The sequence below is a fragment of the Kitasatospora sp. NPDC001540 genome (genome assembly GCF_042894345.1).
GTDB lineage: Bacteria > Actinomycetota > Actinomycetes > Streptomycetales > Streptomycetaceae > Kitasatospora > Kitasatospora phosalacinea_C.
This window is the reverse complement of the sequence record NZ_JBIAVO010000001.1, coordinates 423,922-440,955: the sequence shown is the minus strand read 5'-3', so window position 1 is coordinate 440,955 and position 17,034 is coordinate 423,922. Positions and strand designations below refer to the sequence as shown.

Sequence of the window (17,034 nt, the reverse complement as noted above, 5' to 3'; positions counted from 1 at the left end):
CTACTCGGCGAGCGGCAGCACGTCGGCGTCGAAGCAGGTCCGGTCGCCGGTGTGGCAGGCCGCGCCGACCTGGTCGACCTTGATCAGCAGGGTGTCCCCGTCGCAGTCCAGGGCCACCTGCTTGACGTGCTGGACGTGGCCCGAGGTGTCGCCCTTCACCCAGTACTCGGCCCGGCTGCGGCTCCAGTACGTGCAGCGGCCGGTGGTCAGGGTGCGGTGCAGCGCCTCGTCGTCCATCCACCCGAGCATCAGCACCTCGCCGGTGTCGTACTGCTGGGCGACGGCGGGCAGCAGGCCGTCCGGGGTGCGCTTGAGACGGGCGGCGATCGCCGGGTCCAGGGCGGTGCTGCCGGGGGCGGCGGGAGAGGTCGACATGCCCCCATTCTCGCAGGCCGCGCCGGGCCGTCGGACCGTACCGGGACGGTACTTCCGGAGGCGGTCGAAAACGCCTCCCCCACCCGGTAGTTTGATCCCCGCCGAAAACCGAACTGCTTGGGGAAATGGGGGGTTCCGTCGAATGAGCGCATATCAGCCGCAACCGCTTCCGACGGTTGCGTACGGGGATTACCGACTGCAGCGAACCGCAGGTGAGCACCTGTATCCGGGCGAGCCGATGATCGGCACGTGGGCGGTGAAACTCGACCGCCTACTGCCGCTCTGGTGGGACCGCGACACCGTTCGCGCCGCCGGTTTCGCTCCTCTCGTCTGGGCGATGAATTCCCTCAAGTCGATCTGGCGCGGACTGTGGCTGTACTTCCTGCCGCGCTGGTTCGTCGAGATCTTCGGGCCGGACGCCTACGGGCGCCGCCCGTACGGCCTCTCGCTGACCCGGCGCGCCTACCGGGCCCTGCGCCGCCCGCTGCACGGCGGCTCCTGGCACGGCCCCGAGGGCTCCACCGCCCGGCTGTTCTGGCGGGCCGTACGCACCACCGCCGGCGAGAAGCTCAAGGCCGACCACGACCTGTTCACCATGCTGGTCACCGACCGCCGGATGCTCGTCCTGAGCCGCTGGACCGAGGGCCAGTACAACGACCACTACCGGGCCACCCCGCTGCTCGAACTGCCCGCCGGGACCTGGTGGCTGCGCCCCGACACCCCCAACGACGTCTGGGCCCAGCGGCAGGACCTGGTGTTCGCGGACGGCTCCTGGATCGCGCTGGCCTTCGACGGCGAGGAGGACCTGAACGCCTTCCGCGCCGCCGTCGGCGGACGCTGACCCGGGCTCCGGGCTCCGGGCCGGTCGGCCCCGCCGCCGTGGCGGCGGGGCCGACGGGCTCAGCCGAACGCCGTCTGGATCCGCGAGCGGTCCACCCGGTAGGGGTCCGGCTCCTGGTTCAGCCCGATGTCGTTGAGCAGTTCCTGCTCCAGCGCGCTCTTGTTCGTCTCGCTGGTGAGCCCCTCCTTGAGGGCGCCCAGCGAGGACTTCCCGGCCGCCTTGAGGTTGCCCTTGAGGGTGCCGTCGCCGCGCTCGACGCCCTCGCGGTCCTCCTCGTCGATGCCCAGCCCCGCCTTGATCCTGTCCTCGGCCCAGCCGGTGGCCTTCTCGGTGACCTTGTCGTCGATCTTCTGGGCGATCCTGGCGGCCCTGCTCTCGCCCTCCTCCAGCTTCCGGACGTTGTTGAAGGCCGTCTCGACCTTCTCCATCTTCTGCATCACCTTGCTGATGTCGCCGAGCTTGCGGGTCGCCTTCACCGCCTTGCCCATCTCCTGCAGGGCCTTCAGCAGCTCCTCCAGCGCCTTCGCCAGCTTGGTGGACACCCGCGCCACCCGCGCCACGAAGACGTCGATCTCCGCCTCGTCGAGCAGCGCGCCGACCACCGCGGCCGCGCCGAAGGTGACGAAGGAGAGCACCGCCTCCGCGGCCAGCGACACGATCAGCGACTCGATCGCCTCGGTGATGATCTCGATCACCATGCCCTCGGCCATCGCGCACTCCTGCGCGGCCGAGTTGATGATCTGCGCGGTCTGCATCATCTCCTCGGCGGTCTGGTCGAGCGCGTCCGCGACGTTGCCCATGTGGCCGCCGAACGCGTCGCTCGCCGCCCCCGCCCAGCTCTCCGCGACCGGCATCACGCCCGAGCGCAGCTCGGCCGCCACCGACCGCACCGCGGAGGCCTGGGCCTGCCACTCCATCGTCGCGTTGTTCAGCTCCGCCAGGTTGCCGGTGACCTCCTCCAGCATGTCCAGCAGGCCGGACTTCTCCAGCGCCCACTCGACCATCTCGTCGAGCGCCCCGCTCAGACCGCCCCGGGACTTGTGCTCCGCCTCCGGCAGGTTCCCGATCGACTCCTGGATCTGCGCCCGGGCCCACGCGTACGCGTCGCTCCCGCTGTTCAGCAGCTCCGCCCCCGGCCCCGACACGTACGCCGGCTGGGTGCTCCAACCCCCCGCCCCGGGCTGCGTGGTGGGCCCGGCGCGCTCCGCCTGGTACTCGCGCACCGCCCCCATCGTGGCACGGGCCAACCCCGTCGCCGCCGGGGAGTCATCCTCTCCCTCCGGCCCCCCTTCCGGCTCCTCGGAGGAGCCGAACACCTTCTGCCCCGCCCACTCGCCGGCCTTGCTCCCGAAGCTGCCGGCCGCGCCGGTGGCCGCGTTCTTCGCGGCCTCCTTCAGCGCACCGCCGAACCAGCTCCCCTGCACGGCCTCCGGCTCGTCCGACGCACCGCCACCGGCCTCCCCGCCGCCGTCCCCCGCCGGACGCGCCGCACCCGGGCGGATCTCCTCCGGGTTCCCCACCGTCGGCGTCCGCCCGGTGCCACCGGTACCGCCGTGGCCCGCGGGGGGCGTCTGCGGCTGCGGCTGCGCCTGCGGGTGCCTGGAGGCACCGACCGTGCTCGGGTCGCTCACCCGCGGGTGCTGCTGGGCGTAGCTCTCCCGCGGGTCGCGCCGCTGCGACCCGCTCGAACTGCCGCCGCTCGAACCCCTCCTGCTGCCCGTGCTGCCGTGCACCGCCATCAGCGATTACCCCCCAGGGTGCCGACCACGTGGTCCTCGTGGTCCGTGTAGTTCCGCGAGACCCCCGACAGCCCGCGCGAAGTGCCGTCCACCGCCCTGCCGATCAGCCCGACGTTCTCGCGGCTGGCCCCGGCGTGCTCCTGGTACGCCGAGGCCAGGTTCTGGGCGTTCGGCAGGTGCCCGAACGCGTCCGACGAGATCGTGATCGCGGCGGTCGCCTCCGCGATCCGGCTCAGCTGCTCGGCCTGCTCGGCAAGCAGCGACGAGTACCGGTCGAGCGCACTGGGTTCGACCCGAAACCCGTTGTCCCCCATGGCAGTTGCCTTTCTCCGACGTTCTCCTGCCATCCCTCTGACAGGCCGGTCATCCTACTGATCAGCATGCAAAGGAAGGGCAAACGAATGTCCGAAAAGGACTGACGTGGCACCTGTTGTGCCATCAGAATAGCCTTCGAATCAGGGGGGTTGGCATGAGCGGACGGCAGAAGGCGTTCCTGGCGGGCCTGGTGGCCGCGGTCCTCGTCGTGGCAGCGGTGCTGCTGTGGCCCGACCCGAAGCAACCGGCCGCGGCCCCGCCCCCACCGACCCCCAGCCCCACCCCGACCCCGAGCCCCAGCCCGTCCAAGACGTACCCGTACGCGTTCTTCGCGCCCGGCACCTGCCTGCTGGCACCCTGGGTCCGGGACAGTCCGGTCGACACGTACACGCCCGTGCCGTGCGAGCAGCCGCACGACTCCGAGACGATCGGCAACGCGGTGCTGCCGGAGGGCCTGACCGACGACCACTCGATCATCCAGGCCACGCTGGAGCTCTGCAAAGCCGAGTTCACCACCGTCAAGCAACGGCAGGACGGCGGCGGGCCGTACGTCAACAGCCCGCTCGTCCCGCTCTCGGCGTTCTACCGGCAGGGGTACCGCGACGTCAGCTGCGCGGTGACCGTCCGGGTGGGGCAGGAGCCCAAGAAGATGACCGGCCCGCTCCACCCCTGACCCTTAGGCTGGGCCCATGGTGAGTCTTGCGCAGGGTGAACGCGCCCGGTTGAGTCGGTTGTTGGCGGCGGCGGGGCCGGAGGGTCCGACGTTGTGCGAGGGGTGGGTGGCGCGGGACCTGGCGGCGCACCTGGTGGTGCGGGAGGGGCGGCCGGACGCGGCGGCGGGGATCCGGGTGGGGGCGCTGGCGGGATGGACGGAGCGGGTGCAGGGGAAGGTCGCGGGGCGGGGGTACGAGGCGCTGGTGAAGTCGTTCCGCTCGGGGCCGCCGGCCTGGTCGCCGTTCAACCTGCCGGGGGTGGACGGCGCGGCGAACCTGGTGGAGTTCTTCGTGCACGCCGAGGACGTCCGCCGCGCGGTGCCGTTCGAGCCGGAGCTGCCGTCGCCGGAGCTGGCGGAGGCGCTGTGGAAGCGGGTCCCTGCGGTGGCCCGGTTCGGTGACGCGCGGGCGCCGCTCTCGTTGCGGCTGGTGCGCCCGGACGGCCGGGAGGTCTCGGTGCGCCGGAAGGGCACGCCGGTGGTGACGGTGCGCGGGGAGCCGGGCGAGCTGGTGCTGTTCCTGTACGGGCGGGGCGCCCGGGCCGCGGTGGTGGCGGAGGGCGAGCCGGAGGCGGTGGAGACGCTGGCGCACGTGCTGCCGCTGCCCGAGCCGAGCACCGAGCCGGGCGCGGAGCCGGGCGCGGAACCGGGCGCGGAGCCGGTGGCCTGACGGCGCGTCGGTCCGTCCGGTGCGGTCGGTGGGTGTGCCAGCCTGGCCCCAGACCCCTCCCCCGCACCCCCAGGAGCGCACGACCATGGTGAGCAGCGACTTCCGTCCGGGTTCGCCGAACTGGATCGGCCTGGGCAGTGCGGACCTCGCCGAGTCCGAGCTGTTCTACGGTTCGGTGTTCGGCTGGGAGCTGGGCCCGCCCGGCCCGAACGGCTACGGCTTCTTCCGCAGCGCGGGCCGGACGGTGGCGGGGGTCGGCCCGCTGACGGAGGCGGAGCCGCTGCCCGCCTGGACGGTGTACTTCGCCGCGGCGGACGCGGCGCGGGCGGCCGCGGCGGCGGAACGTTCGGGCGGCGTCGTCCGGGTCGGCCCCACCGAGGTGCCGGGGCACGGCCGGTTCGCGCAGCTGACCGACCCGACGGGCGGCCGGTTCGCGGTGTGGGAGGCGGGCGGGACGGCCGGGCTGGAGGCGGTGGGCGAGCGGGGCGCGCTGTGCCGGGCGGAGCTGCACACCTCGGACCCGCCGGGGGCGCTGCGCTTCTACCGGGGCCTGTTCGGCTGGCGGAGCCGGAGCGCGGACGTGCCGGGGGTGGAGGACACGGTGCTGCGCCCGGCGGACGGCGAGGAGGAGTTCGGCGGGATCGCGGGCGTGCACCCGCGGGTGGACGTGGGCTGGCTGGTGCACTTCGCGGTGGCGGACGCGCTGCTGGCCACCGACGAGGTGCGGCGGCTGGGCGGGAGCGTGCTGGTGCCGCCGGAGCGGGTGCCGACGGTGGGCCGGATCGCGGTGCTGGCGGACCCGTTCGGCGCCCAGTTCGCGCTGCTGGAGCCGGAGGGGCCCCGCCGGTAGCGCTGGCGCTCGTCCGGCGGGGCCCGCGCCTCAGCGGACGGGGTGGCCGGTGGCCCGGAGTTCGTCCTTGACCTGGCCGATCGTCAGGTCGCCGAAGTGGAAGACGCTGGCGGCGAGGACCGCGTCGGCCCCGGCGTCGACCGCGGGGGCGAAGTCGGCGAGCTTCCCGGCGCCGCCGGAGGCGATGACCGGGATGGAGACGGCCTTGCGGGCGGCCCGGATCATCTCCAGGTCGTAGCCGTCCTTGGTGCCGTCGGCGTCCATCGAGTTGAGCAGGATCTCGCCCGCGCCGAGTTCGGCGGCGCGCACCGCCCACTCGACGGCGTCGATGCCGGTGCCGCGGCGGCCGCCGTGGGTGGTGACCTCGAAGCCGGAGGCGGTCTCGGTGCCCTCGGGGCAGCGGCGGGCGTCGACCGAGAGGACGAGGACCTGGCGGCCGAAGCGCCGGGCGATCTCGCGGACGAGTTCGGGGCGGGCGATGGCGGCGGTGTTGACGCCGACCTTGTCGGCCCCGGCGCGCAGCAGCCGGTCGACGTCCTCGACGGCGCGGACGCCGCCGCCGACGGTGAGCGGGATGAAGACCTGCTCGGCGGTGCGGCGGACCACGTCGTAGGTGGTCTCGCGGGAGCCGGAGGAGGCGGTGATGTCGAGGAAGGTCAACTCGTCGGCGCCCTGGGCGTCGTAGAGCTTGGCGAGCTCGACCGGGTCCCCGGCGTCGCGCAGGTTCTGGAAGTTGACGCCCTTGACGACGCGTCCGGCGTCCACGTCCAGGCAGGGGATGACGCGTACTGCGAGTGTCACTGCGGGGTGCCTTCCAAAGTCCGGGCCAGGCCGGGCCGGTGGGCCTCGACCTCGACCTCGACCATCATCCGGGAGTCGGTCAGGCCCTGGACGACCACCATGGTGGCGACCGGGCGGACCGCATCGAAGAGTTCCTTGTGCGCGCGGCCGACCTCGTCGCAGTCCCGGACGTGGGTGAGGTACATCCGGGTGCGGACCACGTCGGCGGCGGTGAGTCCGTGGCGGGCGAGCGCGTCGAGGGCGACCGCGAAGGCGGCCAGCGTCTGCTCGTACGGGTCGCCCTCGTGGACGGGGACGCCGTCGTCGTAGGCGGTGCACCCCGAGACCAGGACGAAGTCCCCGGCCACCACCGCCCGGGAGAATCCGTACCTGTCCTCGTAGGGGGACTCGCCGGAGGTGCGGGCGGTGGTGGGTGCCGGGGTTTCGTCGGTCATCGGGACACAGCCTCCAGGGCCTCTTCGAGGGTGAACTTCTGCTCGTAGAGCGCCTTCCCCACGATCGAGCCCTCGACGCCCTCCGGTACCAGGGTGGCGATGGCCCGCAGGTCGTCGAGCGACGACACGCCGCCGGAGGCGACGACGGGCTTGTCGGTGGCGGCGCAGACGTCGCGCAGCAGCTGCAGGTTGGGGCCGGTCAGGGTGCCGTCGCGGTTGACGTCGGTGACCACGTAGCGGGCGCAGCCCTCGGCGTCGAGGCGGGCCAGCACGTCGTAGAGCTGGCCGCCGTCGCGGGTCCAGCCGCGGCCGCGCAGGGTGGTGCCGACCACGTCGAGGCCGACGGCGATCTTGTCGCCGTGCTCGGCGATGACCTTGGCGACCCACTCGGGGCTCTCCAGGGCGGCGGTGCCGAGGTTGACCCGGGTGCAGCCGGTGGCGAGGGCGGCGGCGAGCGACTCGTCGTCGCGGATGCCGCCGGACAGCTCGACCTTGATGTCGAGGCGGCCGGTGACCTCGCGGAGCAGCTCGCGGTTGCTGCCGGTGCCGAAGGCGGCGTCGAGGTCGACCAGGTGCAGCCACTCGGCACCGGCGTTCTGCCAGGCGAGGGCGGCGGCGAGCGGCTCGCCGAAGGAGGTCTCGGTGCCGGAGGCGCCCTTGACCAGGCGGACCGCCTGGCCGTCGCGGACGTCGACGGCGGGCAGCAGTTCGAGGCGGTTGGTCATGTTCTGAAGGACTCTTCCGTCGTCAGAGGGTGTCGACCCAGTTGGTCAGCAGGGCGGCTCCGGCGTCGCCGGACTTCTCGGGGTGGAACTGGGTGGCCCACAGCGGGCCGTTCTCCACGGCGGCGACGAACGGCTGCCCGTGGGTGGCCCAGGTCACCTTGGGGGCGCGGATCTTCTCGGAGTGGGTCTCCAGCACCCAGTGCCGCACGCCGTAGGAGTGCACGAAGTAGAACCGGGTCTCCGGGTCCATCCCGGCGAACATCCGGCTGCCCTCGGGGGCGTCGACGGTGTTCCAGCCCATGTGCGGGACGATCGGCGCGTCCAGCGGCTCGACCACGCCGGGCCACTCGTCGCACCCGGCGGTCTCGACGCCGTGCTCGACGCCCTTCTCGAACAGGATCTGCATGCCGACGCAGATGCCGAGCACCGGTCGGCCGCCGGCCAGCCGGCGCCCGATCACCTGCTCGCCGCGGACGGCCTTCAGGCCGCGCATGCACGCCTCGAAGGCGCCGACGCCGGGCACCAGCAGCCCGTCGGCGTCCAGCGCCCGCTGGAAGTCCGAGGTGACGGTGACGGTGGCCCCGGTGCGCTCGACCGCGCGCTGGGCGGAGCGCAGGTTGCCGGAGCCGTAGTCCAGCACCACGACGTTCTTGGACATCGGTGGGTCTCCCTAGAGGCGCATGATGCCGGCGGCCAGGCACATGGCCGAGGCGAAGCCGAGGACGAGGACGACGCCCTTGGGCAGCTTCTGCTTCCAGAACGACCAGACGCCGCCCGCGAAGAAGAGCCCGAGGACGATGAACAGCGTGGCCATCAGAGCGCGCCCTTGGTCGACGGGAGGATGCCCGCGGCGCGCGGGTCGCGCTCGGAGGCGTAGCGCAGCGCCCGGGCGAGCGCCTTGAACTGGCACTCGACGATGTGGTGGGCGTTGCGGCCGTACGGCACGTGCACGTGCAGGGCGACCTGGGCCTGGGCCACGAAGGACTCCAGGATGTGCCGGGTCATCGTGGTGTCGTACGAGCCGATCATCGGCGCCATGTTCTCCGGCTCGGTGTGCACCAGGTACGGGCGGCCGGAGAGGTCGACGGTGACCTGGGCGAGCGACTCGTCCAGCGGGACGGTGCAGTTGCCGAAGCGGTAGATGCCGACCTTGTCGCCGAGCGCCTGCTTGAAGGCGGCGCCGAGCGCGAGGGCGGTGTCCTCGATGGTGTGGTGGGTGTCGATGTGCAGGTCGCCCTCGGTCTTGACGGTGAGGTCGAAGAGGCCGTGGCGGCCGAGCTGGTCGAGCATGTGGTCGTAGAACCCGACGCCCGTGGAGACGTCCGTCTTGCCGGTTCCGTCGAGGTCGATCTCGACCAGGACGGAGGTCTCCTTGGTGGTGCGTTCGACGCGGCCGATGCGGGACATGCGGGGTTACAGCTCCTTGCTCACAGTAGCGACGGCGCTCAGGAAGGCGTCGTTCTCGGCGGGGGTGCCGGTGGAGACGCGCAGCCATCCGGGAACGCCGTTGTCGCGGATCAGCACGCCCTGGTCGAGGACGGCCCGCCACACCGCGTGGGTGTCGGCGAAGCGGCCGAACTGGACGAAGTTGGCGTCGGACTCGGTGACCTCGAAGCCGAGCTCGCGCAGCCCGCGCACCACCCGGTCGCGCTCCGACTTCAGCCGGTCGACGTAGCCGAGCAGGGTGTCGGTGTGCTCCAGGCAGGCCAGCGCGGTGGCCTGGGTGACGGCCGACAGGTGGTAGGGCAGCCGGACCAGCTGCACCGCGTCCACCACGGCCGGGTCGGCGGCGAGGTAGCCGAGCCGCAGCCCGGCCGCGCCGAACGCCTTGGACATGGTGCGGGAGACCACCAGGTGCGGGCGGCCCTCCAGCAGCGGCAGCAGCGAGGCGCGGTGCGAGAACTCGACGTACGCCTCGTCGACGACCACCATGCTGGGCCCGGCGGCCTGCGCGGCCTCGTACAGGGCGAGCACGGTGTCGGCCTCGACGGCGGTGCCGGTCGGGTTGTTCGGCGAGCAGACGAACACCACGTCCGGGCGCAGCTCGGCGATGGCCGCGCGGGCCGCGTCCACGTCGATGGTGAAGTCGGCGTTGCGCGGGCCGGAGACCCAGCCGGTGCCGGTGCCGCGGGCGATCAGGGCGTGCATCGAGTACGAGGGCTCGAAGCCGATCGCGGTCCGGCCGGGGCCGCCGAAGGTCTGCAGCAGCTGCTGGAGCACCTCGTTGGAGCCGTTGGCGGCCCACACCTGCTCGGTGCCGACGGCGAAGCCGGTGGTGTCGCTGAGGTAGCGCGCCAGGCCGGTGCGCAGCTCGACCGCGTCCCGGTCCGGGTAGCGGTTGAGGTGGCGGGCGGCCTCGGCGACCCGCTCGGCGATCCGGGCGACCAGCGGCTCGGGCAGCGGGTACGGGTTCTCGTTGGTGTTGAGCTGGACGGGCACGTCCAACTGCGGCGCGCCGTACGGGGACTGGCCGCGCAGCTCGTCCCGGACCGGGAGGTCGTCGATCTTCGTCACGAGCTGGGGACACTCCAGTCGCTGTGCCAATTCTGTTCATCTCCGATGAAACGGGCCTTGACGGCGTCACCGTGGCCGGGCAGGTCCTCGGCCTCGGACAGGTTGACCACGTGCGCGGCGATCCCGGCCAGCGCCGCGCGGTCGTACTCGACGACCTGGACGCCGCGCAGGAAGGTCTGCACGGACAGGCCGGAGGAGTGGCAGGCGCAGCCGCCGGTGGGCAGCACGTGGTTGGAGCCGGCCGCGTAGTCGCCCAGCGAGACCGGGGTGAAGCGGCCGAGGAAGATCGCGCCCGCGTTGCGGACCCGCTCGGAGACGGCGTGCGGGTCGGCGGTCTGGATCTCCAGGTGCTCGGCGGCGTAGGCGTTGACCACGGCGAGGCCCTGCTCCAGGTCGTCGACCAGGATGATCCCGGACTGCGGGCCGCCGAGCGCCTCGGCCACCCGCTCGGAGTGCCGGGTGCGGGCGACCTGCGCCTTCAGCTCGGCCTCCACCGCGTCGGCCAGCAGCGGCGAGGCGGTGACCAGCACGGAGCCGGAGGTGGGGCCGTGCTCGGCCTGGCTGATCAGGTCGGCGGCGACCTCCGCGGCGTCCGCGGTGTCGTCGGCGAGGACCATGATCTCGGTCGGACCGGCCTCCGAGTCGATGCCGATCCGGCCCGCGAACAGGCGCTTGGCGGCGGCGACGTAGATGTTGCCGGGGCCGGTGACCAGGTTGACCGGCTCGCACTCCTCGGTGCCGAGGGCGAACATCGCCACCGCCTGGGCGCCGCCGACCGCGTAGACCTCGTCGACGCCGAGCAGCGCGCAGGCGGCCAGGATGGTCGGGTGGACGCGGCCGCCGAACGCCTTCTGCGGCGGGGAGGTGACGGCGATCCCGGCCACCCCGGCCTCCTGGGCGGGCACCACGTTCATCACCACGGAGGACGGGTACACGGCGAGGCCGCCGGGCACGTACAGGCCGACCCGGTCGACCGGCACCCAGCGCTGGGTGACGGTGCCGCCGGGCACCACCCGCGTGGTGTGCCCGACCCGGCGCTGGTCGGCGTGGACGGCGCGGGCGCGGCGGATCGACTCCTCCAGCGCGGCGCGGACCTTCGGGTCCAGCTGCTCCAGCGCCTCGGCGATCTGCCCGGCCGGGACGCGGGTCGACTCCAGCCGGACGCCGTCGAAGCGCTCGGTGATCTCGATCAGCGCCGCGACCCCGCGATGGCGCACGTCCTCCGCGATCGGCCGGACCTTCTCCAGGGCGGCTTCGACGTCGAACTCGGCACGGGGGAGCACGTCGCGCGGGTCCGTGGAGGAGCCGCGGAGGTCGATTCGAGAGATCACAGGCCCAAGTGTAAGGAGTGGCGAAAAGCGACAGCCCGGCATTTCAGTCCGTGATACGAAGGGTGAGACGGAACCAAGATCATCAGGGGGAGCGGTGGAGCAGGCGCCGGACGACTGGACCGACACCGAGCGCGGCCTGTGGGAGGCCTTCCGGCACGGCGAGGTGTACGACCTGCGGGTCGGCGAGGGCCCCGCCGAGTTCGTGCTGCCCGCCCCCGCCGGGCAGGCCGTCCGCCCCGACGGCGAGGGCCTGGGCCCCGACGACCCGTTCACCGCCGCCGAGTGGGGCCCGGAGCGCACCGTCCGCGCCGAGGTGATCGCCCGGCTGCTGCTGCACGGCCCGGAGGCCGCCCCCGGCAAGGTCGCCGCGCTCAAGCTCACCGGCGCCCGGATCACCGGCGAGTTCACCCTCGCGGGCGGCCGGATCGGCTGCTACGTCGAGTTCCAGCTCTGCCGCTTCGAGCGCAAGCTGCTGCTCTCCGAGGCCGCCGCGGGCACCCTGCGGATCGTCTCCTGCGCCCTCCCCCGGCTGGAGGCCTCCCGGCTCGCCACCGAGGGCGACGTCCACCTGGCCCGCTGCGGCATACCCCGCGGCGTCCGCCTCACCGACGCCCGGGTCGGCACCGACCTGCTGCTCAACCAGTCCTCGATCGGCCCCGACGCGTACGGGCGGGCGGTCTCCGCCGACGGGATCACCGTCAACCAGGACTGCGAGGCCGAGCGCCTCGACGTGCTGGGCGAGACCAGCCTGCGCTCGGCCCGGATCGGCGGTCGGCTGGCACTGCGCGGCGGCACGCTGCGGGCCGTCACCGGCAACCCCTACGCACTCAACGCCGCCAAGATCACCGTCGGCCACACCCTCTACCTGTCCGCCTCCGAGGACAGCACCTGGGCCGGCTCGCGCACCGTCTACGGCGCCGGGTACGGCGAGCCCACCGGCATCGCGCGGAGCGACTCCAGCCAGACCCCGTTCCGCTCCTGGGGCCGCATCCGGCTCTCCGACGGCCGCTTCGAGAACGCCTGCCTGATCACCGGCGCGGAGATCCACCTCGGCGAGGACGAGGAACTCGCGCTCAGCCGGATCCAGACCCCCGAGCTGCGCTTCACCTGCGACACCCCGCCCACCGGCCCGGTCCGCCTCGCCCGCGCCCGGATCGGCAACCTGGTCGACGCCCCCACCGCCTGGCCCACCGAGCACCACGTCTCGCTCACCGGCTTCACCTACGAGTCGCTGCGCCCCACCGTCCCCTTCCCGCTGGAGCGCCGAATCGCCTGGGTCGACTCCGGTCAGGAGTTCCGCCCCGAGGCGTACGAGCAGCTCGCCGCCGCCCTGCGCCGCGACGGCGCCGACGAGGACGCCCGCACCGTCCTCTACGCCAAGCAGCGCCGCCGCCGCCGCACCCTGCCGCTGCCCGGCCGGCTCTGGGGCCACCTCCAGGACGCCGCCGTCGGCTACGGCTACCGGCCCGGCCGGGCCGCCACCTGGCTGGTCCTCGCCTGGGTGCTCGGCACCGCCTACTTCGCCGAGCACAGGCCCGCGCCGGTCAAGCCGGACGAGACCGTGCTGTGGAACCCCGCCCTGTACGCGGCCGGCAAGGTCCTCCCGCTGATCGACCTCGGCCAGAACGGCTGGAACCCCGACCGCCCCGGCCAGTGGGTCGCCACCGCCCTCGTGCTGACCGGCTGGGTGCTCGCCACCACCGCCGTCGCGGGCGTCACCAGGCTGCTCCAGCGCGGCTGACGCGCCCGGCGGCGGAGAACTGCGGCGCGGCGGCGGCCCGCCGCCAACTACGCTGTCCGCCGTGACTGATCGGCTCCCGCTCTTCCCGCTCAACACGGTCCTGTACCCGGGCCTGGTGATGCCCCTGCACGTCTTCGAGGAGCGCTACCGCCGCCTGGTCGCCGACCTGCTGCAGCAGCCCGAGGACGCACCGCGCCGCTTCGGCGTGGTCGCCGTCAAGGACGGCCGGGAGACCGCGCCCGTCCGCGAACTCGACGACCCCGCAGGCCCGTTGGACGGCATCGGCACGCCCGGCGACGACCCGCTGGACGCCCTCTACCCGGTCGGCTGCGTCGCCGACGTGGCCTCCGTCCGGGAGCAGCCCGAGGGCCGCTACGAACTCCTCGTCACCGGCACCACCCGGTTCCGGCTGCGCGCCCTCGACGCCACCGGCCCCTACCTGGTCGGCGAGGTCTCCGTCCTGCCCGAGGAGCCCGGCGAGGGCTCCGGCGCGCTCGCCGCGGGCGTGGAACGCGCCTTCCGCACCTACCAGAAACGCCTGGCCGGGGCCCGCGAGGCCACCCTCAGCGGCGAACCCGAGCTCCCCGACGACCCGCAGGTGCTCTCCTACCTGGTCGCCGCCGCCACCTCGCTCCCCACCAAGGTCAAGCAGGAGCTCCTCGCCTGCCCCGACAACGCCCAGCGCCTCACCCGCGAACTCGCCCTGCTCCGCCACGAGAGCGCGGTCCTCGCCAAACTCCCCTCCCTGCCCGCCGTCGACCTCACCCGCCAGGCGTTCAGCCCCAACTGAGGACCCCCCTTGGCCAAGAAGAAGACCACCGGCGGCACCCCCGCCACCGTCGCCCTCGACACCGCGGGCGTCCCGTTCACCGTCCACGAGTACGCCCACGACCCGGCCGCCGCCTCCTACGGCGCCGAGGCCGCCGAGGCGATGGGCGTCTCCCCCGACCGCGTGTTCAAGACCCTGCTCGCCGAGACCGACGGCACCCTCGCCGTCGCCGTCGTCCCGGTCTCCGGCCAACTCGACCTCAAGGCCCTCGCCGCCGCCCTCGGCACCAAGCGCGCCGCCATGGCCGACCCCGCCGCCGCCGAACGCTCCACCGGCTACGTGGTCGGCGGCATCTCCCCGCTCGGCCAGCGCCGCAAGCTCCGCACCGTCGTCGACTCCGGCGCCCTCGCCCACCCCACCGTCTTCGTCTCCGCGGGCAAGCGCGGCACCGAGGTCGAACTCGCCCCCGCCGACCTCGTCCGCCTCACCGCGGCCCTCACCGCCCCCATCGCGAAACCCTGAGCAGGCGCACCGCCCAAAAGCGCACCGCCAAAGAGCGCACCACCAGGGGCGCGGGGAACTGCGCGCCCAGCCAGGCGCCGACCGCAGGATCGCGAGGAAGCAGCAACCCACCGCTCCCTCGCGCCCCCGCTGCGCGTGCCCGCCCGCTCGCGCCTACTCCTCCGAGGGCTTCTGCAGCGAGACCGGCCCCGGCGTCGCCCAGTACGGCGGCCGGTCCGGCTCCCGCTTGCCGAAGGCCGCGGAGAGGAACAGCAGCACGATCATCGCCGTCATCGGCCAGACCATCAGCGCCCCCTTCGCGGTGAGCTCCAGCGGCCCGTCGAAGGTGCCGCCGTTGCCGACCGAGAGCGCGTGGGCGCGCAGGTCGGGGGTGGCACCGAGGTGGGTGCCGAGCTGCCAGGCGATGACGGAGCCGAGCAGGCCGCCCGCGGCCAGGCCGACGGCGACGGCGATGCCGCCGCCGCGGGCCCGGGTCCACAGGAAGGCGCCCAGCGAGGTGAGCACGCCGAGGCCGAGCCCCAGCAGGGAGAAGACGCCGACCGCGCCGATCAGCTCCTCGCCCTCGGGGTTGCGGTACAGGATGTGGTTGTCCTGGACGGCGTAGCCGACCCGGGGGGCGAGCCAGAGCCACAGCAGCCCGAGGACGACGCCGAGGACGGCCCCGGCGGCGGTGACGACCGCTCCGATCCGCAGTTCGGGACCGAGCGGCGGCCGCTCCGCGCGGACGGGCGGCTGCGGCGGGAAGACCGGGGCGTAGGGGTCCGGCCCGGGCGTGCTGCCCGCAGGTGTGTTCGGTACGGTCACGACCCCATCGTTTCACGACGCGCCGGAAAGCTGTCGATCTCCGTCCGGGAGCGCTCCCGCACGGAACACCCTCAGCTCGCGGCCCGCCGGTACGCCCAGGTGGCGAGGGTCAGCGCGACCAGGCCGACCGCGCCGCAGACGCCGAGGTCGAGCAGGACGCGGGCCCAGTCGGGGTGCGGGGCGAAGGTGAGGGCGAAGGCGTCGACGCCGTAGCTGGAGGGGAGCAGGTCGCGCAGCCACTGCACCGGCCCGGGCAGCCGGGAGGCGGGCAGGACGCCGAGCAGCAGGGCCGCGGACATGCCGAGCTGTCCGGCGAGGGTGGCCAGCTCCTGGCGGGGGGCGAGCAGCCCGAGCGCGGCGCCGAGCCCGGCGAGCGCGGCGCCGGAGAGCGGGATGACGGCGAGCAGGATCCACAGCCGGGCGACCGGCAGGTCGAACATCCAGCTGCCGATCCCGGCCGTCACGAAGACCCCGGGGACGGTGAAGGAGGCGTACGCGGCGGCGGTGCCGAGGACCACCGAGGCGGGCGGCACCGGCAGGGTCGCGTAGTGGTCGAGGCCGCCGGTGGCGCGGAGCCTGCCGAAGTACTGGGCGAGCAGGTTGAGCGCGACGAAGGCGACGACCAGGACGGCGGAGCCCGCCACCACGGCGTGCGCGGAGGGGTTGTCGCCGGGGTCGACGACCCCGCGCATCATGACCAGGATGCCGACGGACTGGAAGCTCGCGACGAACAGCAGCGGGATCCGGGAGACCTTGGCGCGGGCCAGCTGGGCGCGGTAGACGGCGGCCAGCGCGGGCAGCAGCCGGGCGGCGGGAGCGAGCGGGGCGGGGGCGGTGGTGACGGCGGGGGCGTCGAGCAGCGTCATCGGGCGAGTCCTCCGGTCCGGCCGCCGAGCCGGAGGTAGGCGTCCTCCAGGGTGGGGGTGGCCAGGGTGAAGTCGTCGAGGGCGGCGAAGGCGGGGCCGGTGGTGACGGCGGCGACCAGTTCGCGGGCCTCGTCGGGGGTGGTGCGCAGGGTCCAGCGGCGGCCGGTGCACTCGGCGCGTTCGGCGAGCGCGGCGACGGCGGGGACGGTGAGCGGGGCGTCGGTGCGCCAGACCAGGTCGAGCCGGACGTGGCCGTCGACGAGCGCCTTGAGGCCGCCGGGGGTGTCGCAGGCGATGACCCGGCCCGCGTCGATCACGGCGACCCGGTCGAGGACGGTCTCGGCCTCGATGACGTTGTGGGTGACCAGCAGCACGGTGGTGCCGCGTTCGGCCCGGCGGCGGTCGACGGCGCTCCAGACGGCGCGGCGGGCGACGGGGTCCATGCCGGTGGTGGGTTCGTCCAGGACGAGCAGCGGGCGTTCGCCGATCAGGACGGCGGCGAAGCAGGCGAGGCGGCGCTGGCCGCCGGAGAGCTTGGCGAGCGGGCGGTGGGCGATCGCCTCCAGGCCGAGTTCGGTGATCACCTCGGCGGTCTCGGCGCGGGCGGCGGCCCGGGTGAGGCCGCGCAGGCGGCCGGTGGTCTCGGCGGCCAGGGCGACGGTCAGCTCGTCGAGGGCGGTGGACTCCTGGCCGAGGTAGCCGAGCAGCCGGGCGGCCCGTTCGGGGTGCCGGACGACGTCGTGGCCGAGCAGCTCGATGCGGCCGGCGTCGGGGCGGAGCAGGCCGGTGAGCTGGCGCACCAGGGTGGACTTCCCGGCGCCGTTGGGGCCGAGCAGGCCGAAGACCTCGCCGCGCCGGACGTCGAGGTCGATGCCGTCGTTGGCCCTGACCTCGGTGCCGCCCGTCCGGTAGGTCTTGACCAGGCCGCTGACCGTGCAGCAGCCCTGAGGTGCCTTGCTCACGTCGGAAGACTCTACGCGCCGTAAGGGGCGTTCCGGACACGCGGGGTCCGGGCGGCGGCCCGG

General features: G+C 73.7%; 21 protein-coding genes. 7 read left to right on the top strand and 14 right to left on the bottom strand.

The window, feature by feature from the left end; all coding sequences use genetic code 11:
- A complete protein-coding gene (hisI, locus tag ACFY00_RS02005) occupies positions 1-375 on the bottom strand; it encodes a phosphoribosyl-AMP cyclohydrolase (RefSeq protein ID WP_388026261.1) in 375 nt (124 codons plus the stop codon).
- Positions 376-712: 337 nt separating this feature from the next.
- Here hisI and ACFY00_RS02000 point away from each other — a divergent pair, with 337 nt between their 5' ends.
- Positions 713-1,216 (top strand): hypothetical protein, encoded by a 504-nt coding sequence (locus ACFY00_RS02000; protein WP_388026260.1) that lies wholly within the window; start codon positions 713-715, stop codon positions 1,214-1,216.
- Between the two features lie 59 nt (positions 1,217-1,275).
- Here the strand turns inward: ACFY00_RS02000 and ACFY00_RS01995 are convergent, their stop codons facing one another.
- Positions 1,276-2,955: a hypothetical protein gene (locus ACFY00_RS01995; protein WP_388026259.1), complete on the bottom strand. Its 1,680-nt coding sequence runs from the start codon at positions 2,953-2,955 to the stop codon at positions 1,276-1,278.
- Positions 2,955-3,269: a hypothetical protein gene (locus ACFY00_RS01990; RefSeq protein WP_388026258.1), complete on the bottom strand. Its 315-nt coding sequence runs from the start codon at positions 3,267-3,269 to the stop codon at positions 2,955-2,957. The genes ACFY00_RS01995 and ACFY00_RS01990 overlap by 1 nt, the downstream gene beginning before the upstream one ends.
- Before the next feature lie 155 nt (positions 3,270-3,424).
- Here ACFY00_RS01990 and ACFY00_RS01985 point away from each other — a divergent pair, with 155 nt between their 5' ends.
- The 3 genes from ACFY00_RS01985 to ACFY00_RS01975 all read left to right on the top strand — a co-directional run bounded on the left by ACFY00_RS01985 (position 3,425) and on the right by ACFY00_RS01975 (position 5,502).
- Positions 3,425-3,943: a septum formation family protein gene (locus tag ACFY00_RS01985; RefSeq protein WP_388026256.1), complete on the top strand. Its 519-nt coding sequence runs from the start codon at positions 3,425-3,427 to the stop codon at positions 3,941-3,943.
- Between the two features lie 16 nt (positions 3,944-3,959).
- Entirely contained in the window at positions 3,960-4,652 is a 693-nt protein-coding gene (locus tag ACFY00_RS01980) for a TIGR03085 family metal-binding protein (protein WP_388026255.1), read from the top strand.
- An 85-nt stretch (positions 4,653-4,737) separates the two neighbouring features.
- On the top strand, positions 4,738-5,502 hold the full coding sequence (locus tag ACFY00_RS01975) for a VOC family protein (protein WP_388026254.1): 765 nt from the start codon (positions 4,738-4,740) through the stop codon (positions 5,500-5,502).
- A 30-nt stretch (positions 5,503-5,532) separates the two neighbouring features.
- Here ACFY00_RS01975 and hisF read toward each other — a convergent pair whose 3' ends face one another.
- Genes hisF through hisD form a run of 8 tightly spaced genes read right to left on the bottom strand, consistent with a single transcriptional unit; the run spans position 5,533 to position 11,307 of the window.
- Entirely contained in the window at positions 5,533-6,303 is a 771-nt protein-coding gene (hisF, locus tag ACFY00_RS01970) for an imidazole glycerol phosphate synthase subunit HisF (RefSeq protein WP_285736493.1), read from the bottom strand.
- Positions 6,300-6,737, bottom strand: a complete 438-nt coding sequence (locus ACFY00_RS01965; protein ID WP_388026252.1) for a RidA family protein — start codon at positions 6,735-6,737, stop codon at positions 6,300-6,302. Before ACFY00_RS01965 ends, hisF begins: the two co-directional genes overlap by 4 nt.
- Positions 6,734-7,462 (bottom strand): bifunctional 1-(5-phosphoribosyl)-5-((5-phosphoribosylamino)methylideneamino)imidazole-4-carboxamide isomerase/phosphoribosylanthranilate isomerase PriA, encoded by a 729-nt coding sequence (priA, locus tag ACFY00_RS01960; protein ID WP_285736495.1) that lies wholly within the window; start codon positions 7,460-7,462, stop codon positions 6,734-6,736. Before priA ends, ACFY00_RS01965 begins: the two co-directional genes overlap by 4 nt.
- A 22-nt stretch (positions 7,463-7,484) precedes the next feature.
- The gene (gene hisH / locus ACFY00_RS01955) at positions 7,485-8,120 is read right to left on the bottom strand and encodes an imidazole glycerol phosphate synthase subunit HisH (RefSeq protein ID WP_388026250.1); all 636 of its coding nucleotides are present in this window, start codon (positions 8,118-8,120) and stop codon (positions 7,485-7,487) included.
- 12 nt (positions 8,121-8,132) lie between these two features.
- Positions 8,133-8,276: a hypothetical protein gene (locus ACFY00_RS01950; RefSeq protein WP_388026248.1), complete on the bottom strand. Its 144-nt coding sequence runs from the start codon at positions 8,274-8,276 to the stop codon at positions 8,133-8,135.
- Complete coding sequence (hisB, locus tag ACFY00_RS01945; RefSeq protein WP_388026247.1) at positions 8,276-8,869, bottom strand: imidazoleglycerol-phosphate dehydratase HisB; 594 nt, start codon at positions 8,867-8,869, stop codon at positions 8,276-8,278. Before hisB ends, ACFY00_RS01950 begins: the two co-directional genes overlap by 1 nt.
- A gap of 6 nt (positions 8,870-8,875) precedes the next feature.
- A complete protein-coding gene (locus ACFY00_RS01940) occupies positions 8,876-9,976 on the bottom strand; it encodes a histidinol-phosphate transaminase (protein WP_388026246.1) in 1,101 nt (366 codons plus the stop codon).
- Positions 9,973-11,307: a histidinol dehydrogenase gene (gene hisD / locus ACFY00_RS01935; RefSeq protein WP_388026245.1), complete on the bottom strand. Its 1,335-nt coding sequence runs from the start codon at positions 11,305-11,307 to the stop codon at positions 9,973-9,975. Before hisD ends, ACFY00_RS01940 begins: the two co-directional genes overlap by 4 nt.
- A gap of 94 nt (positions 11,308-11,401) precedes the next feature.
- On the opposite strand from hisD, the gene ACFY00_RS01930 reads away from it, so the two are divergent.
- The 3 genes from ACFY00_RS01930 (at position 11,402) to ybaK (ending at position 14,339) form a co-directional block, all read left to right on the top strand.
- Positions 11,402-13,048: an oxidoreductase gene (locus ACFY00_RS01930; RefSeq protein ID WP_388026243.1), complete on the top strand. Its 1,647-nt coding sequence runs from the start codon at positions 11,402-11,404 to the stop codon at positions 13,046-13,048.
- A gap of 61 nt (positions 13,049-13,109) precedes the next feature.
- The gene (locus ACFY00_RS01925) at positions 13,110-13,838 is read left to right on the top strand and encodes an LON peptidase substrate-binding domain-containing protein (RefSeq protein ID WP_388026242.1); all 729 of its coding nucleotides are present in this window, start codon (positions 13,110-13,112) and stop codon (positions 13,836-13,838) included.
- A gap of 9 nt (positions 13,839-13,847) precedes the next feature.
- Positions 13,848-14,339, top strand: coding sequence for a Cys-tRNA(Pro) deacylase (ybaK, locus tag ACFY00_RS01920; protein ID WP_285736503.1), 492 nt, complete (start codon positions 13,848-13,850; stop codon positions 14,337-14,339).
- A 153-nt stretch (positions 14,340-14,492) separates the two neighbouring features.
- Here ybaK and ACFY00_RS01915 read toward each other — a convergent pair whose 3' ends face one another.
- The 3 genes from ACFY00_RS01915 to ACFY00_RS01905 form a co-directional block, all read right to left on the bottom strand.
- Complete coding sequence (locus ACFY00_RS01915) at positions 14,493-15,143, bottom strand: DUF2567 domain-containing protein (protein WP_388026241.1); 651 nt, start codon at positions 15,141-15,143, stop codon at positions 14,493-14,495.
- Positions 15,144-15,214: 71 nt separating this feature from the next.
- Positions 15,215-16,009 carry an ABC transporter permease gene (locus tag ACFY00_RS01910; RefSeq protein ID WP_388026240.1) on the bottom strand — a complete coding sequence of 265 codons (795 nt, stop codon included), beginning with the start codon at positions 16,007-16,009 and terminating at the stop codon, positions 15,215-15,217.
- Complete coding sequence (locus ACFY00_RS01905) at positions 16,006-16,971, bottom strand: ABC transporter ATP-binding protein (protein ID WP_388026238.1); 966 nt, start codon at positions 16,969-16,971, stop codon at positions 16,006-16,008. The genes ACFY00_RS01910 and ACFY00_RS01905 overlap by 4 nt, the downstream gene beginning before the upstream one ends.
- Between the last annotated feature and the right edge of the window lie 63 nt (positions 16,972-17,034).

Bases quoted from the DNA above. Each gene is read 5' to 3' on its own strand.
- hisI (WP_388026261.1), bottom strand. From the start codon at position 375: ATGTCGACCTCTCCCGCCGCCCCCGGCAGCACCGCCCTGGACCCGGCG.
- ACFY00_RS02000 (WP_388026260.1), top strand. From the start codon at position 713: ATGAATTCCCTCAAGTCGATCTGGCGCGGACTGTGGCTGTACTTCCTG.
- ACFY00_RS01995 (WP_388026259.1), bottom strand. From the start codon at position 2,955: ATGGCGGTGCACGGCAGCACGGGCAGCAGGAGGGGTTCGAGCGGCGGC.
- ACFY00_RS01990 (WP_388026258.1), bottom strand. From the start codon at position 3,269: ATGGGGGACAACGGGTTTCGGGTCGAACCCAGTGCGCTCGACCGGTAC.
- ACFY00_RS01985 (WP_388026256.1), top strand. From the start codon at position 3,425: ATGAGCGGACGGCAGAAGGCGTTCCTGGCGGGCCTGGTGGCCGCGGTC.
- ACFY00_RS01980 (WP_388026255.1), top strand. From the start codon at position 3,960: ATGGTGAGTCTTGCGCAGGGTGAACGCGCCCGGTTGAGTCGGTTGTTG.
- ACFY00_RS01975 (WP_388026254.1), top strand. From the start codon at position 4,738: ATGGTGAGCAGCGACTTCCGTCCGGGTTCGCCGAACTGGATCGGCCTG.
- ACFY00_RS01965 (WP_388026252.1), bottom strand. From the start codon at position 6,737: ATGACCGACGAAACCCCGGCACCCACCACCGCCCGCACCTCCGGCGAG.
- priA (WP_285736495.1), bottom strand. From the start codon at position 7,462: ATGACCAACCGCCTCGAACTGCTGCCCGCCGTCGACGTCCGCGACGGC.
- hisH (WP_388026250.1), bottom strand. From the start codon at position 8,120: ATGTCCAAGAACGTCGTGGTGCTGGACTACGGCTCCGGCAACCTGCGC.
- ACFY00_RS01950 (WP_388026248.1), bottom strand. From the start codon at position 8,276: ATGGCCACGCTGTTCATCGTCCTCGGGCTCTTCTTCGCGGGCGGCGTC.
- hisB (WP_388026247.1), bottom strand. From the start codon at position 8,869: ATGTCCCGCATCGGCCGCGTCGAACGCACCACCAAGGAGACCTCCGTC.
- ACFY00_RS01910 (WP_388026240.1), bottom strand. From the start codon at position 16,009: ATGACGCTGCTCGACGCCCCCGCCGTCACCACCGCCCCCGCCCCGCTC.